The sequence below is a fragment of the Chryseolinea soli genome (genome assembly GCF_003589925.1).
GTDB classification, from domain to species: domain Bacteria; phylum Bacteroidota; class Bacteroidia; order Cytophagales; family Cyclobacteriaceae; genus Chryseolinea; species Chryseolinea soli.
In genome coordinates, this window is record NZ_CP032382.1 from 1,681,787 (window position 1) to 1,696,491 (window position 14,705).

At 49.3% G+C, this 14,705-nt stretch carries 11 protein-coding genes; 4 read left to right on the top strand and 7 right to left on the bottom strand.

The genetic code is table 11. From position 1 onward, the window contains the following. Positions 1 to 89: 89 nt before the first annotated feature. The 3 genes from D4L85_RS07195 to D4L85_RS07205 all read right to left on the bottom strand — a co-directional run bounded on the left by D4L85_RS07195 (position 90) and on the right by D4L85_RS07205 (position 4,869). Positions 90 to 1,196, bottom strand: coding sequence for an AAA family ATPase (locus D4L85_RS07195; RefSeq protein WP_119753693.1), 1,107 nt, complete (start codon positions 1,194 to 1,196; stop codon positions 90 to 92). 13 nt (positions 1,197 to 1,209) lie between these two features. Beyond that, positions 1,210 to 1,902 carry an RNA ligase family protein gene (locus tag D4L85_RS07200; RefSeq protein WP_119753694.1) on the bottom strand — a complete coding sequence of 231 codons (693 nt, stop codon included), beginning with the start codon at positions 1,900 to 1,902 and terminating at the stop codon, positions 1,210 to 1,212. A 354-nt stretch (positions 1,903 to 2,256) separates the two neighbouring features. Further along, complete coding sequence (locus tag D4L85_RS07205; RefSeq protein WP_228450794.1) at positions 2,257 to 4,869, bottom strand: ABC transporter permease; 2,613 nt, start codon at positions 4,867 to 4,869, stop codon at positions 2,257 to 2,259. 344 nt (positions 4,870 to 5,213) lie between these two features. On the opposite strand from D4L85_RS07205, the gene D4L85_RS07210 reads away from it, so the two are divergent. Next, the gene (locus D4L85_RS07210; protein ID WP_228450795.1) at positions 5,214 to 7,808 is read left to right on the top strand and encodes an ABC transporter permease; all 2,595 of its coding nucleotides are present in this window, start codon (positions 5,214 to 5,216) and stop codon (positions 7,806 to 7,808) included. A gap of 51 nt (positions 7,809 to 7,859) precedes the next feature. Here D4L85_RS07210 and D4L85_RS07215 read toward each other — a convergent pair whose 3' ends face one another. After that, positions 7,860 to 9,119, bottom strand: coding sequence for a flavin monoamine oxidase family protein (locus D4L85_RS07215; protein WP_119753695.1), 1,260 nt, complete (start codon positions 9,117 to 9,119; stop codon positions 7,860 to 7,862). Positions 9,120 to 9,257: 138 nt separating this feature from the next. Between D4L85_RS07215 and D4L85_RS07220 the strand changes: the two genes are divergently transcribed. Beyond that, positions 9,258 to 9,569, top strand: a complete 312-nt coding sequence (locus D4L85_RS07220) for a hypothetical protein (protein ID WP_119753696.1) — start codon at positions 9,258 to 9,260, stop codon at positions 9,567 to 9,569. A gap of 126 nt (positions 9,570 to 9,695) precedes the next feature. Further along, positions 9,696 to 10,259 carry an NADAR family protein gene (locus D4L85_RS07225; protein ID WP_119753697.1) on the top strand — a complete coding sequence of 188 codons (564 nt, stop codon included), beginning with the start codon at positions 9,696 to 9,698 and terminating at the stop codon, positions 10,257 to 10,259. Between the two features lie 75 nt (positions 10,260 to 10,334). Here D4L85_RS07225 and D4L85_RS07230 read toward each other — a convergent pair whose 3' ends face one another. The 3 genes from D4L85_RS07230 to D4L85_RS07240 are packed head-to-tail and all read right to left on the bottom strand — an operon-like array spanning position 10,335 to position 13,334. After that, positions 10,335 to 11,303, bottom strand: coding sequence for a hypothetical protein (locus D4L85_RS07230; RefSeq protein WP_119753698.1), 969 nt, complete (start codon positions 11,301 to 11,303; stop codon positions 10,335 to 10,337). A 16-nt stretch (positions 11,304 to 11,319) separates the two neighbouring features. Next, the gene (locus D4L85_RS07235; protein ID WP_228450796.1) at positions 11,320 to 12,138 is read right to left on the bottom strand and encodes a fatty acid desaturase family protein; all 819 of its coding nucleotides are present in this window, start codon (positions 12,136 to 12,138) and stop codon (positions 11,320 to 11,322) included. Between the two features lie 59 nt (positions 12,139 to 12,197). Then, entirely contained in the window at positions 12,198 to 13,334 is a 1,137-nt protein-coding gene (locus D4L85_RS07240) for an MFS transporter (protein WP_119753700.1), read from the bottom strand. A 220-nt stretch (positions 13,335 to 13,554) separates the two neighbouring features. Here D4L85_RS07240 and D4L85_RS07245 point away from each other — a divergent pair, with 220 nt between their 5' ends. Beyond that, positions 13,555 to 14,676 carry a helix-turn-helix domain-containing protein gene (locus D4L85_RS07245; protein WP_119753701.1) on the top strand — a complete coding sequence of 374 codons (1,122 nt, stop codon included), beginning with the start codon at positions 13,555 to 13,557 and terminating at the stop codon, positions 14,674 to 14,676. The last annotated feature ends 29 nt before the right edge of the window (positions 14,677 to 14,705 follow it).

Genomic DNA, 14,705 nt, shown 5'->3' on the forward strand with positions numbered 1-14,705 from the left:
AAAATCAAGAAATTAAAAGTAACCCGGATGGCGAGACAAGCATTACAAATCTTCGAAGTGTAGTCATGTCAGGTGAAAATGATGCGGGCTTACACAATGTATTCAACCCGATGCGCTTCCTGCAACAAAGGAACTTCCAACTTGCTCAACAGGCGCGAAAGAACTTGATTCGGCACCGGATATTCCCGGTTGCTATTCTGATTTATCCATTCCTTATACGGCGTCTCAATATATACCAGCTTCACACGCGCTTTGTAAGAAACAAACAAATCAATCCATTGACCGCGGAGTTGCCGGGTGATATTGGTCGCGTTCCACACAAAGGGTTGCCCCTTTCTTAAAAAAGCCTTCGCTTGCTCCTTAGCTTCCTGCACCACCCAACCGGTGGCCGACGAGTCATCCGGCTTCAATTTGTGTTTGCGCCGGATGTCATCCAGGCTGATCACCGGCAGCCCGGGATAATTTTTTTTCAAGAACGTATCCTTTCCCATGCCGGGCAGACCCGACAGCATGATCACTTCTCCTTTCAAATCATCAAACGGCACATAGTCGGGAGAAGAATCTTCTTTCTGGAAATAAACAAACCGCGCCAGGTCGGTCGGGAAAACGCGTGGCGCATGCCAGCATTGTTGCTCTTCGCAAAATGCTTTGAACAATTCAATGCGGTCCAACAAGTCTTGTTGATCCAAACACCGCCGCCCGAGCGCGTCGGCCTTTGCCAGCATGGCCAGCAACGGCATGTCCAGACGAAGCGACGCCTCCAGGACCGCTTTTCTTGGATCCGGTCTTTCCAGGGCCCATAAAGGCAATCCGTGATACCGCACCAGTGCAGCCACTTGTTCGCGGATAGCGAAAGGTGTGGGGATCGTTTTGTACAAAATTTGCCGCGCCGTAAATTCCCCTTGCCGCGCGTGACCCCGCGACGTGATGCGACCGTCCTCCTCCGTCACCGTGGTGGAACGTTTTTCAACATCGTGCAACAAGGCCGCTGCCCACAGCACTTCTTGTTGCTGCTCATCCAGTAGTTTGAATTCATCGAGCGATTGAAGGGCCTCCAGCACCATGCGGGTGTGGATGGCCACATCGCCTTCCGCATGGTGGAATGGACTCTGCGGCACGTTCCGCATGTCGGCCACCCAATCGAAAGTTTGCTCGAGGTGATCCCATGTTTTATTATTAGTTATTGACCATTTCATAATTTGTCTTTGTTTAAACGGGGAACTCTCCCGTCAGTCTTGCTCTTCTCCAGTTGCGGGTCCAGTGCTCATCGGTTTTCACATGTCCTTTGCGGACGTATTTGAATACATGATGGGCAAACTCGTCCACCGCGTATGCTTTGGCGTTTCTGCTCACGACACCCTCCCGCGTGCACGGTGCTTTTAACGCGATATCATAAGAATCGAATATACTATTCTCCGACACCAACGTCATCACTTCCTGTCGAAACGTGACTTCATCGACAGGGTGCGTCACCTTCAACTCGGGCACCGTGGGGAAATCGAACAGGGCTGCATAAAACTTCACCTCATCCCAACCCAACCACGTATCGTGCTGCCGGACGCCAAAAACATAGTAGTGATGATCCAGTTTTCGGTATTCAATAGAGTGAATGGCGTATACGTTCTCGCCAAAGATCTCGAGATCTCCTAAGTCGTTTTTTATCAACTCCCATCGCGTGCGGATCTGCTGGGTCCACGATGAGGTCGTGGGTGCGGCATGCGACCGGGCAAATACGCCATAGCGACTAAGGCAATTGTTCTCGCCATCCATTTTTTCAGTGTGAACTATGGTATCGATATTTTTTACATCCTGCCAATATTCGTGATTGATCCGGTCGTCGCTGCTCGTTCCCGGAGAAAAGGGATAATGATAGGTTCTTCCATATTTTCTTGAAATACTCATAATGATCGAAGTTAAAATAATGATCGGTAAAGACATGGCTCCGCCCTGCGGACATTTGTGTCAGCTTAATAAGCATGGAAAGCAATCTTTCCAGATTGATCTGAGATACTTATGCTTTACTCGCAAACTTTAGGGCAAAACACCATGAAGGCTCCTGGATGACGGAGCGTTTGAAGCGTTGATATGGCGTCACATGACAGGCATCTTTGAAATTCCCTCTTTTTGAAGGGTTGAACATTATTTAGTGATGCGAAGATAATTGTTAATGTGGTAAAACGGAATAACCGGAGAGAAGTTTTGGATTTCTCTACCGGTCCTGAATAACTTAGACTATATCGCTTGACAACCCGAAGCTCACTCCGAGCGAAGGCTGTTCACCGGATTCGTCAACGCAGCCCTTATGGCCTGATAACTCACCGTGGTCAACGTAATCACAAACGCACCTACCGAGGCTCCCGCAAATACATACCATGACAAGGGCGCGCGATATTCATATTGCTGCAACCAATCATTCATAAAGTACCACGACAACGGAACGGCAATGACACACGAGATCGCCACCAGCAAGGCAAAGTCCTTTGACAACATACTCCACAGCCTGCCAACGGACGCTCCCAAAACCTTCCGGATGCTGATCTCTTTCGCTCTTTGCTCAGCAACGAAAGATGCCAATCCGAAAATTCCAAGGCAACTGATAAAAACTGCCAGTCCCGCAAACATAAACGCCAACTTGCCCGTAAGCTCTTCGTCGCTGAACTTGCGCGCATATTCCTCGTCCACAAATGCGTAATCGAAAGGAGTTGCAGGGTCGTACTTTTTAAAGATCGTCTCTATTTTTGGCAACGCCTCGGCTGCGCGCAGATTCGGATTGATGCGAATGTTCACCAGGTTGTGGGCTGTGTTGTCAAGCATGTAGACTGTTTTGCGCACGGGATAAAAGGGCGACTCCATCAGCATATCTTTAATAACGCCGATCACTTTGAATGAAGTCGTTTTATCGAAGAGGGTAAGTTTGATGATTTTATCCACGGGATCGTTCAAGTTCATATATTTTGCCGCTGTCTCGTTCAGGACGATCGCCGCCGTGTCGCTGGCCATATCTTTTGAGAAATCGCGTCCCGCTACAAATTCCCATCCTACGGTTTTTCCAAATTCAGACGCTACCCAAACCGTGGGAAACCCCGATTGCCAATCGGGCCCGGCGCCCGTCCAGTCATAGCCGTTTAACACAAAGCCAACGTTGGTAACCGTATTGAGCGACTCGGCAATTTCCACGACCGCCCCCGACTTCTTCAGTTCCTCTCGCACGACATCGATATGCTGATGGATCTCCGCCGTCGGGGTATTCACCCAAATCAATCCCTCGCGGTTATACCCCACCGGGCGATCCTTGCCAAATTGGATCTGCTGAAACACAATGATGACGCCCACCATGAGCGTGATGGAAACGGTGAACTGCACCACGACTAAAACTTTGCGCGGAAGCACTGCAAACCTGCCCAGCCGGTAAGTGCCCTTCAGAACATTCACCGCATTGAAAGAAGACAAATAAAAAGCAGGATAGCTTCCCGCCAGCAGGCCCGTGATCAAACAAAATCCAACACTCGCCATCCAAAAGAAAATGTTCGACACCGGGATCGTGATTTCTTTTTCAGCGATTTGATTAAAGAAAGGCAGCGCCAGTTGTGTCAGGCACAAGGCCACGACAAAGGCAAAACCAGTGACCAAGAACGATTCGCTAAAAAATTGACCCACCAACTGGTTGCGCACCGAGCCCATGGATTTGCGGATGCCCACTTCGCGTGCCCGCTTCTCGGAGCGCGCCGTGGCCAGGTTCATAAAGTTGATACAAGCCAGGAGCAACACAAACAACCCGATACTGCCATACAGCCACAGCAAGCTGATGCGGCCACCGCCATTCTCCAGGTCGGAATACAAACGCCACTGGCTCATGGGATGGAGGAACACTTTGAAATTGAAAACAGCATCTTCTGCAGCAGCGTGATTTTGCCGGATCGCTTTGATCTGATCCGAAGCCATCTGCATGTCAGCGCCATCGGCCAGTTGGACAAACGTTCGAAACCCATTTTGGCGCCAATCGTCTTTCCGAACCCACGCGTTGGTGGCGATGAACTGGTCCCACGTGCCAAGGAAGGTCATGTCGCTGAAGTCGGAGCCGCTGGGAATGTCTTCATAAACGCCGGTCACCACAAGGTCTTGCTTGTTGTCGGTCACCGTGATGAGTTTGTTCATAGGGTCGGCATCGCCAAACAAGGCCTTGGCCGTGGAAACGGAGAGAAATACCGCCTCCTTTTTTTGCAGGCCCGACCACGATCCGCTCAGCATTTTTAAAGAGAGCATTTCGGCCATGCCGGGCTCTGCATAGTAGCCCGTTTTGGTCACCTGGTTGTCGCCGACCGCCAGAATGTCTTGGTTTCGGTTGGTCGACATGACCACGTGTTTGAATTGTGGTCCATATAAATTCCGTATCTCGTTGCCAAAAGGAGGCGCCGTGTTCCATTGTACAAACGGCCCGCTGCTGTTTGCTCCACCGACCACCACACGGGCAATGCGTTTATAATTTGGATGTACTTTGTTGAATGACACTTCATCATAGATCCACAACCCAATGAGCATGGCGACCGCCATGCCCACGGCCAGCCCGCCGATGTTGATGAACGCATAACCTTTCTTCTTCACCAGATTTCTCCAGCCGACAATGAAATAGCTCCTGTACATAGCATAAGGGTTTATATATTCTTGTTTTTTTAGTTGTCGTACGATTCCCGGCCGGCAAAGTGTGAGCACGTCGATCACAAACTTTAGATCGGCTCTCCGTTTATTCCCTTGCGCACACCTTTCATAATACAATTCCATCAGATCGCCTTCAATGGCGTCGCGCAGCTTCGGGCGGCAGAACCACCGGAAGAAACGAAGAAAAAGTTTTGGAGGAATTTGCGGGGTCATGGTTCGTCAGCGATTTGTATGTTCAATATGATCTCAATATCTCCAAATCTGCCCATTGAATAACTCCTCATGACAATAATTATTTCCTATTTGTAGGAATATAAAAATGATGCCAGGATCGCAAAGATGGAAATCAGGGTTGATCCGCGAGGACGGAGGCAACGGCTTGTTCGAATGCGGACGAATGCCGGACGGTTTTTCGTTTGTGGATGTCACCCTTTGCCCATCCCAGTCGTTAGCGCGTCATTTTATCCTGGCACAATTATTATTACTACATTTAGGAATTAATTATCACCGGCCGCTCCCCCTATGGCAGGCTCAACCTAATCCAGCGCAACACCGAATTGAAAAAGCACGCCCCACCCCGCCTCTTTCTCCGCTTCTTCCGGTGGTATTGCCACCCGGACCTGGTCAGTCACATCGAAGGCGATCTCATGGAACTCTATAACGAGCGTCTGAAAGACACGGGGAAGCGAAAAGCAGATTGGAGATTTGTGTGGGATGTCCTGTTGCTTTTCCGCCCGGGAATTATCCGCTCGCAAAGAGAATATGACAACATAAACAACTTCGATATGTTTAGAAACTACTTCAAGACTGCCTGGCGCCATCTCGTGAGCAGCAAATATTACAGTGCGCTCAACCTCTTGGGACTCACCCTGGGGCTCACGGTGGGATTGCTCATTCTGCTGTGGGTGAATGATGAGCTGCACTACGACGGCTTCCACAGCAAGGCCGACCGGATCTATCGGATCAACGTGAACCTGGAATCGAGCGGCAACAAATTTTCGGTGTCAGTTGTGCAGCCCACCGTGGCCTTCTATGGATTGAAAGAGATTGCTGACATTGAGCAGGCCGCACGCATCACGCAGACGCAAGACTATGCCGTTTTTCGCCACAAGGATGTGGCGCTCAGCAAAAATGTGGCGGTCTATACCGATCCCTCTTTCTTTAAGATCTTTGACTATCCCTTGGTGGAAGGCGACTTGAAAAATCCATTCCCCACACCCGAGTCGGTGGTGCTCACCCAAGCCACGGCGAAACGATTCTTTGGAGACGAAGATCCGTTGGGAAAGATCTTGTTGGCCGACAACAAAGACAATTTCGTGGTGAGTGGCGTCATGGCCGATTTCCCGGATAACTCCGGCATAAAATGCGACATCCTGTTTTCTACTTCGCTAGCGGAGAAGCAAAGTAAGGATCGGGGATGGCAACCGTTGGAAGAACAATGGGGCAATTATGGTTGGGTCACGTTTCTTCAATTGCGCCCCGGCACGAACCTTAAATCGGTAGAAGAGAAGCTTACCCAGATCAACATCAAGCATCAGCCGGCGTTGAAGCCCGTAGACGTAGGTTTCTACACGCTCCAATCGCTAAAAGATCTCCATCTCTACGACACCGATGGCAAACCCAGTGGCATGCAAACCGTGAAGATCTTCGCCATCGTGGCAGCGTTGATCCTGCTCATTGCGTCGATCAACTATGTGAACCTTTTCACGGCCCGCGCGACGTTGCGCTCGAAGGAAGTGAGCGTCAGAAAAATTATTGGTGCCTCGCGAAAACAGCTCTTCAATCAATTCGTCGTTCAGACCCTTTTGTTTTTCCTGATCGCTCTAACGGTAGCGCTGGGGTTGATCTCGTTTCTCATGCCCTACTACAACGTGCTTGCCGGCAAGCACATGGTGCTCGATCCATTTAGTCCGATGGTTTGGAAAGTGATTGGCGCCACCTTACTGGTAACGCTGTTGGCTTCCAGCGTTTATCCGGCCATGTTGTTGTCGTCTTTTCACCCGATCCATGCACTGCGCCAAAAATTGTCTTGGGGCATTCGCAATGCGGCGTTCCGAAAAATTTTGGTGGTTTGTCAGTTTGCGTTTTCCGTCGGGCTGATCATTGCCACGCTGATGATCGGCCGGCAGCTCACTTTTTTAAGAGAAAAGGAATTGGGCTATGATAAGTCGTTCGTGATCGGGCTCGACATGAACCGTATGAAAGATCATTTCGAAGAAGTGAAAAGCCAACTGCTCTCCCAGACCAGCATCACGGGTGTCACCAGCGCCACCAACAACATTACTAACGTAGGCGGCGCGTCGCTGGATGTTGACTGGGATGGCAAAGATCCCAATGGCAGTTTCTTTATCCACGACATGGGCATCGACAAGGACTTTATTTCGCTTTTCAAGATCGAGATGATCGAGGGGAAAAATTTTACAGGCGCCGCTACCGATTCGTCTTACTTTATTTTGAATGAAACCGCCGTGCGTGAAAGTGGCATCAAAGATCCGATTGGAAAGCGATTCCGGTTGCATCGTATCGAGGGGACCATCGTGGGGGTAGTGAAAGATTTTCATTTTGTTTCGCTCCGGCAAAAAATAGAACCTTTTGTCTTTCATTATGAGCCCGTGAGTTCGGGATTGTTTGTGAAAGCCAATGCCAATGGCGCGAAGGATGCGTTGCGCCACATCGAGAAGGTGTGGAATCAGTACAATGATGGGTTTCCTTTTGATTACGCCTTTATGGACGAGACGTACGGAAAGCACTACGAGTCGGAGCAGCGGATCGGTATGCTTTTCAATCTTTTTACGGGAATTGCCATCGTGATATCGTGTCTGGGTTTGTTGGGGCTTTCTACTTACACGGCGCAGACGCGTGTGAAGGAGATTGGTATCCGGAAAGTGATGGGGGCGAGTGTAGGAAGTATCGTGGTGATGCTTTCGAAGAATTTTCTGTTGTTGATCGGGATTGCTATTGTCATTGCCACGCCGGTGTCGTTGTGGTTGATGCAAGGTTGGTTGCAGAACTTTGCGTATCAGGTGAGTGTGCAGTGGTGGGTGATCGCGTTGGCTGCGGGGACGGCGGTGTTGATTGCTTTCTTTACGATCAGTTTTCAGTCGGTGCGGGTGGCGTTGGAGAATCCGGTGAAGAGCCTGCGGTCGGAGTAAGGGTTCTGCAGTCTGCAAAGAAAGGCGGCACGAGTGCGACACTTGCGCCAACTACATTATTTTGTTTGCCACCTCTTTCCCACTCGTCAACGCTGCCTCTACTGTCCCCATGGAAGGGCCCTCATACATGGCTTCTCCAGCAAAATAGAGGGTGTCTTGTATAGGCTTCGTCACCAGGGCCAAAGCGCTTGAGGTTTCTACAGTAGTGTAGCCATATGCGCCGTGGGTGAAGGGATCTTGTGTCCAATCGGCGATGTGCCAGTGGCGGATCCTGGATTCTATTTCGGCGGGAGTGAGTTTGAAAATGTACTGAAGCGATGCGATGGCTTTTGCAAACAGATCGCCGGTCTGATGATGCGCATTAAAGGTACGCGGGCCGCCAAACCAGCCAGTGAGCAGTGGCGTCTGGTCGGGAAGTTGTGTCCACCAGGTGGGGATGTCGGCATCGGAAAATAAAAAAGCGAGGTTCTTCAATTTTCTGCTGGCGTGATCCTCCCAAAAGGGCTCGTTAAACTCAAACAGAAACTTAATGACCCCTCCAAAGCCCATGGCTTGAAACGCAGTTCGATGCTGCGGCAGATCGGGGGTGAACCGTATCGTTCCTTTTTGCAACACGCCCAACGGTACGGTGACGATCACATTGTCGCCTTCGATGCTTCTGCCGGAATCGGTGGTTACTTTCACGTGGCCTTCTCGCCATTCTATTTCGTGAACCGGCGAAGAAAGCAGGATGGTGCCACCTGCTTTTTTTACCTTTTCAGCAAGATACTGCATCAATGTGCTGTAGCCATCGCGAACATGATATTGATGTTCTTCATCGGTTCCCGACCACTCTTCTCTTAAAGCCAATGCGCTGACACGGTGAATATCGGCCGTGTCGAATCCTTCCGCAAAACGTTGCACGCGGTTGCGCAGGTCTTGGTAGGTGTCTCCTCTGAAATGCCGGTCCAGAAAAGAGGCCATGTCGGTGTCGGTCGTCAGGGTGTTGAGGGCTTGGGTCAATTCGCCCCATTGGTCGTCCATGAAATCGCCTTGCTCTAGTTCACCTTTATTTAGCGTATAATAATTTCCTTGCACTTTCATAGCCTCGCCGTTGGCTTCACGGAGTAGGGCGAGCGTGAGGGATTGGTCGCCGTGGATAAATTCGGCACCCGTTTCCACGGGGCGGGAAAATTTTTCGGTCAACTTGTGGATGCGGCCACCGATTCGGTCACGGGCCTCTAGTATCGTCACGCTGTGATTTTTCTCCGACAGCATTCTGGCGCTCATTAGTCCTGCGGCTCCGGAGCCGATTATGATAATATGTGACATCGGGAAGAAATTTAGAAGTTATTCAGCTAAACAACTGGTGCTGGGGAAGGTTTTTTTTGAAAACAAAAACGGCTTACAAGACATAAAGAACTATCTTCGCTTCGAACGTTAAATTTAAGATGGAGGTTCAGCGATCGAATGACCATTAAAAAAATCGTACTCAGAACATTACTCGGACTGCTTGTCATTTTTTTCCTTTTCATTGGATTATTTGTCGTCCCCTATTTCGCCAATATTGTTATGCCTTGGGATAGGGCGGAAGCCATTGAAATCGCGACAAGATGGGGAGGATTGGCAGATCTACCGGACGCAGCAGAAGATATTTCGGTGGACACCGAGGGAGGTATGTTTACAAGAACCTTTATCATTGAATTTGAACTTGACAATAATGCGATCGATGCGTGGATAAAAAAAGAGTGCTCGTATGAAGGACCTGGCGCCGATCGTTGAAGAGGATGGTACCCTTCGATATGAAATTCATCCTGGCGAAGAACGGTCGATCGGGGGAACCGTTCGCATCAATCGGCTGGATCATTGGGTTATCATTAAAATGGCATGGAGCTAAACACTAAGCGAATGGACTATCATCTGAACTGGTTAAAAAATAAGTTTGACAAAGGAGAACCACTCAAATACATCTTCTTCTGGGGCCATTCGAACAAAGCCCCGGATGAAATTGGAAAATTTGTTTTCAGTCAATGGTATCCTTCACCGTTCACATTGGATGGCGTAGAATACAAAACGGCTGAACATTGGATGATGGCCCAAAAAGCGCGTTTGTTTGGAGACCACGAAATTTCCGAGCGGATCTTAAAAGCCACAAAGCCCGGGGAGGTAAAGGAGCTCGGCCGAAAGATCAGGGGATTTGATGAAGTCAAATGGAACAACGAGAAATTTGAAATCGTAAAGACTGGAAATATTCACAAGTTCAATCAAAACAAAAAGCTTAAGGAATATTTGTTGAGTACCGCCGACAGGATCATTGTAGAAGCAAGCCCAACCGATTCCATCTGGGGAATTGGGCTCGGCCAAGATGCTAAACTGATTGAAGATCCCCATACCTGGAAAGGGGAGAACTTATTGGGGTTTGCCATCATGGCGGCAAGAGATTTTTTGCGCGACGAGTCGCTGAAGAAATAATTCTTATAAAAACTCCAACCTAGATCTTCCCGACTTGAAGATCCTTTGTCACTTCCGTGGAACTAAACGCCGGTGTCAGGCTAAGACTTCCTCCGATAACTTTGGCGACTTCATCCCGGAATACGTCAAGATAAGTCCCACGACGCTTGTAGCAATTCCAAAATAGGCCGGAAGCAAGTGGGACGTCGTGGTGTAGCCAATCAGGAAGTGAACGCCGATCGCCGTAGAAAAACCGACGGTCATCGACAGCGCAAGGATCTGCCAAAGATTAATAGAAGGTCCCGATCTTCGGATAATGAAAAAGTAGAGCAGCCCAATGGTGGCCAATCCTCCTCCAAAGGCGGCACGGTCATGCGCGATCAGTGGCTTGAGGTTGCTGTTTATTTTTTCGATGCCGCACACCGTGATGTTCATGTACTCCAGATCCTGGGGAACAAAAATTGTGGTCATCCCAACGATCATGATCGTGACACCCGCCAGGAGCATGCCTGTCGCGGAGAACAATAGGAAGATCCTCCCTATGCCATATCGCGACTTGAAATCAATCTTTTCCTTTGCTAGAAAGACATCGCTGACAGCGCTATTCCGTATGATGATCGAATAGGAACGGGTCAACCCCGCGACGAAAAATGGAAGCAAGAGCAACGTGGCAACACCATGCCAGGTGTCGAGGTATCCATAGCCCAGATAAGTAAGGAAGCTTCCAAAACCAATGAGTCCGGAGAATAAAAACAAATACCAGGCCCAGGCTTCCTTATTTTTTAGAGGGAATTCCGCCAACCACATATAGAGCAAACCCACTGCAATGATAGAGCCGCCAAACGACACACGGTCGTGAAACATGAAGCGTGTCATGGTGCCGTTATTGAAGGCCGACAATTGATTGGCATCCATCCCCAGGTACGATATGTCGTGCGGAAGAAAATGACCGGTAACCGATTGAACAATGACAAACAGCCCCGAGAGAACCAGGATAATGGCTGTAAAGATCAGCAGGAACCTGCCGTCTCCTAAAAGGGCTTCCAACAACGTTCGTCTGTCCATTTTAAATCGATCCGGTTTAAAATTTAACTTCCAGTGGCTCTATCCCTTCTTTCCTGAAATAAGCATCCAACCTGCCGGCGAGTCTCGGCCAATTTTTATGCGGCACCATGGGATAAAGATGATGCTCCAGGTGAAAGAGGTGATTAAAAGCAATGGCTGAAAAAAAAGTGCCGCGAAATAGTCGCGTTTGTTTTAATTCATTCGCTCCCTGGGGCGTGTGAACCAAATATGACGTCACCAAAGGAATGATCCAACTGCCGGCGATCATCAAAAACATGTAGACCAAAAATATGCTCGTATACTGAGCACTATAGATGCAGAACGCGACTAGCGCTAACACGGAAACACCTTCTACAAGAATCAGCGTATGAAACTTCTTCCCCTTTGATTGCACAAGCGCCCAGAAATATATTTTGAATTGAAAGATAACTCCCTCCACCAAGGTTCGGCCCAGCGACATCCTTGATGCCGCACCCTCGACATCGTCCTCATGGGGAAACCGCTTGTGGTGATAGAGATGGCTTAGCTTATAAGCATGACCACTCCGGAAGCAAAGCAATTCAAGCACGGAAAGAAATGCCGCGTTCAAGGTCTTATTCAATTTAAGATTCTCGTGAACGAGATCGTGCGACGTTGAACCATACGTAGTAAAGCTCAAGGCCATCGTGCAAAGAACGGCGGGTATCCAATAGTCATTTGCAGCAAATAAAAAATAGAGAACAAAAAATCCGAACGGCAGGAATAGTGTGACCCATAGTTGAAAACGCGACAAGGTCATCAGGTCGAGACCGAGTTCCTTAATGGAGGGCTTGGGGGATGGCGTTAACGGTTCCAAGGTAGAATAATAGTTAGTTTTTTGTTATTGATCTCAGTCTTGAACGCTCTTCATTTTTTTCAACTCCGCGAATGCTTGAAAAATCCTTGCGACACCGGCACGAACATTAATCCGGCAAGTCCAAAGGCGACAAATGCGTACTTCAATCCAAACGCTTGCGCCAAATAGCCAATAAGTGGCGGACCTAAAAATGCGCCCGTAATGCCATACGTGGCAAGAATGGAAATAGCCATCCCGGGCGAATACTTTCTCGACCCCGCCGCCAACGAATAGGTTACTGGAATGACCGAAGCGGTACCAAACCCCACCAAACAAAAACCAGCCATCGAAGGCCAGAACGTGGGGAACACCACCGCAAGCGCAATACCGGCTACAATAAAAGCAGCACTAACCATGAACATGCGATCCATTCCGATGCGCGTAACAATACGATCGGATGCAAAACGCGACAGCGACATGAAGATCATGAAATTGAGATACCCGAGGGTGAAGATCTCTTCTTTGACCACTTCCCTAAAAAAATTTCCACTCCAGTCGAACATGCCACCTTCGCAGATCGATGCCAGGAAAACCAGGATGCCCAGGTAGACCATATACGGATCAGGCTTGGCTAGGATGAGCTTGTTGCCGGCCGGAGCCCGGTCGTTGTCCAGGAGAAAGCGGTAGCAGGTTAGCGTAGCCACCAGAATAATGCCGGTCACGATAAGGAGGTGCGTTGCGATGGACACATTAAAAAGGAGGAGCAGCGAAGTGAACCCCACGCCGGCAATACCCCCCGTGCTCCACACACCGTGAAAAGAGCCGTTGATGTGCCGGTTGAAGAGTTTTTGAAGGTGAAGGGCTTGCGTATTCACGGCGATGTTGATGATGCGCGTGCTGAAGGCTAACAAACATAAAGAGGCAATCAGCCCCAATTTGGTAGTAGAAAAACCCAAGCACGAAAGGGCAACTGCCAACGAGCAAAACGCCGCCGCCAGCGGAACCCGGCTATTGTAGTGCGACACCAGCCAGCCCGAAATGGGCAAACCGACGAGGGAACTGAAGGGCATGAAAATAAGAATGGTGCCCAGTTCGGCGTAGTTAAAGCCAAAGAATTCCTTTATGGTGGGGATGCGCGAAGTCCAAGTTGAGAAGCAAAAGCCTGAAAGAAAGAAAAAGAGGCTCAGAAAGGCGCGCTGCCTGTTTTTTAAGTCCATGTGCCCGTTGATTCGGATACTATTTTATCCAGGACAAAGATGAAGACCGATCGGGATAAATTCAGCATTTTTTACACAGGAATTCTGACACGGCCAAGATCGCCGGCACTTTCCAAGGTCCAGTAGCCGGGATCACGTCCAGCGAAATCCCTGTGGACGTCCATTCGGATCGTCAAACCCTGTTTTTCGTTAGATTTGGAACAATTGAGGAACCGCCAGCTTGAAAACATTTTTTAGTCTTCTTTTCCAGGTGCTCATCTACGGGGGCATCATCCAGAGTGTGTTCATTGTGTTGCTGCTCAATAATAAAGGTGTGCGGAAAGGACGGGCGAATATCTTCCTGTCGGTTTTGTTGCTGGCGCTGGCGTTTAGCATTTCGCACATCCTGTTTGCCGGGGTAGTGCTCGACCATCTTTCGGCACGGGTCTATTCGATTGGCGATCCCACCTTCTACCTGATCGCGCCCTTGTTGTGGTTCTATAGCTGCGAGCTCACCGGACAGCGGATCCGGTTTTCGTGGACCTTGCCGTTTCACTTTGCACCGTTTTTTATCATCATATTTCTATCGCTATCGCTACACGAGCTTCCGAACGGCCACATCAGCCAAGTCCTGGCCGGGAGCCACCGGTTAGTGACGATCTTTTTCTGGATCTCGGTGGTGACGCAATTTTCGTGGTACCTGGCGTTGGTAAGGAAGCGACTGTTGGCCTATCAAAATTTCATGGAACAGGAAGTTTCCAATACCGAGAACGTGAACATTTCGTGGGTGCGATTCTTTATGGCCGTGTTCCTCGCGATAAACCTGCTCTTTCTTTTCAGCCTCTTTGCCGCCATCCATTTCCAACCCAGCGCATGGCTTCCTATGGCCACGGCCTTGACATTTTCACTTTCCATTTTTGCGCTGGGGTATAAGGGGATCCTGCAAAAAGAGATCTTTCAACCCGAAGGAAGGACCGATGACAAAAGCCGCGCGCCGATTGCTCCCGTGAAAGAGAAACCCGACCAGGCGCTCATCGACCAGGTGACAACTTACATGGAAGAGCAAAAACCTTATCTCGATCCGGAATTGACGCTGACAAGTTTGGCAAAAGATCTGAACATGACCCGGAGCCAGCTCTCGCAATTGATCAATGTCGGCATCGGCGACAATTTTTATGATTTCGTCAATAAATATAGAGTGGAGCAGGTAAAGAAATTGATGACCGACCCACACGTGAAGAATTTCAACATGCTCGGCATCGCCCTCGAAGCGGGATTCAAATCAAAATCGACCTTCAACCTCATCTTCAAACGGTTCACAGGCTTGACGCCAACCGAATACCGGAAAAATCTTTCGGACTAAGACGTCCACCGGGATGTCTGTAGACGCTT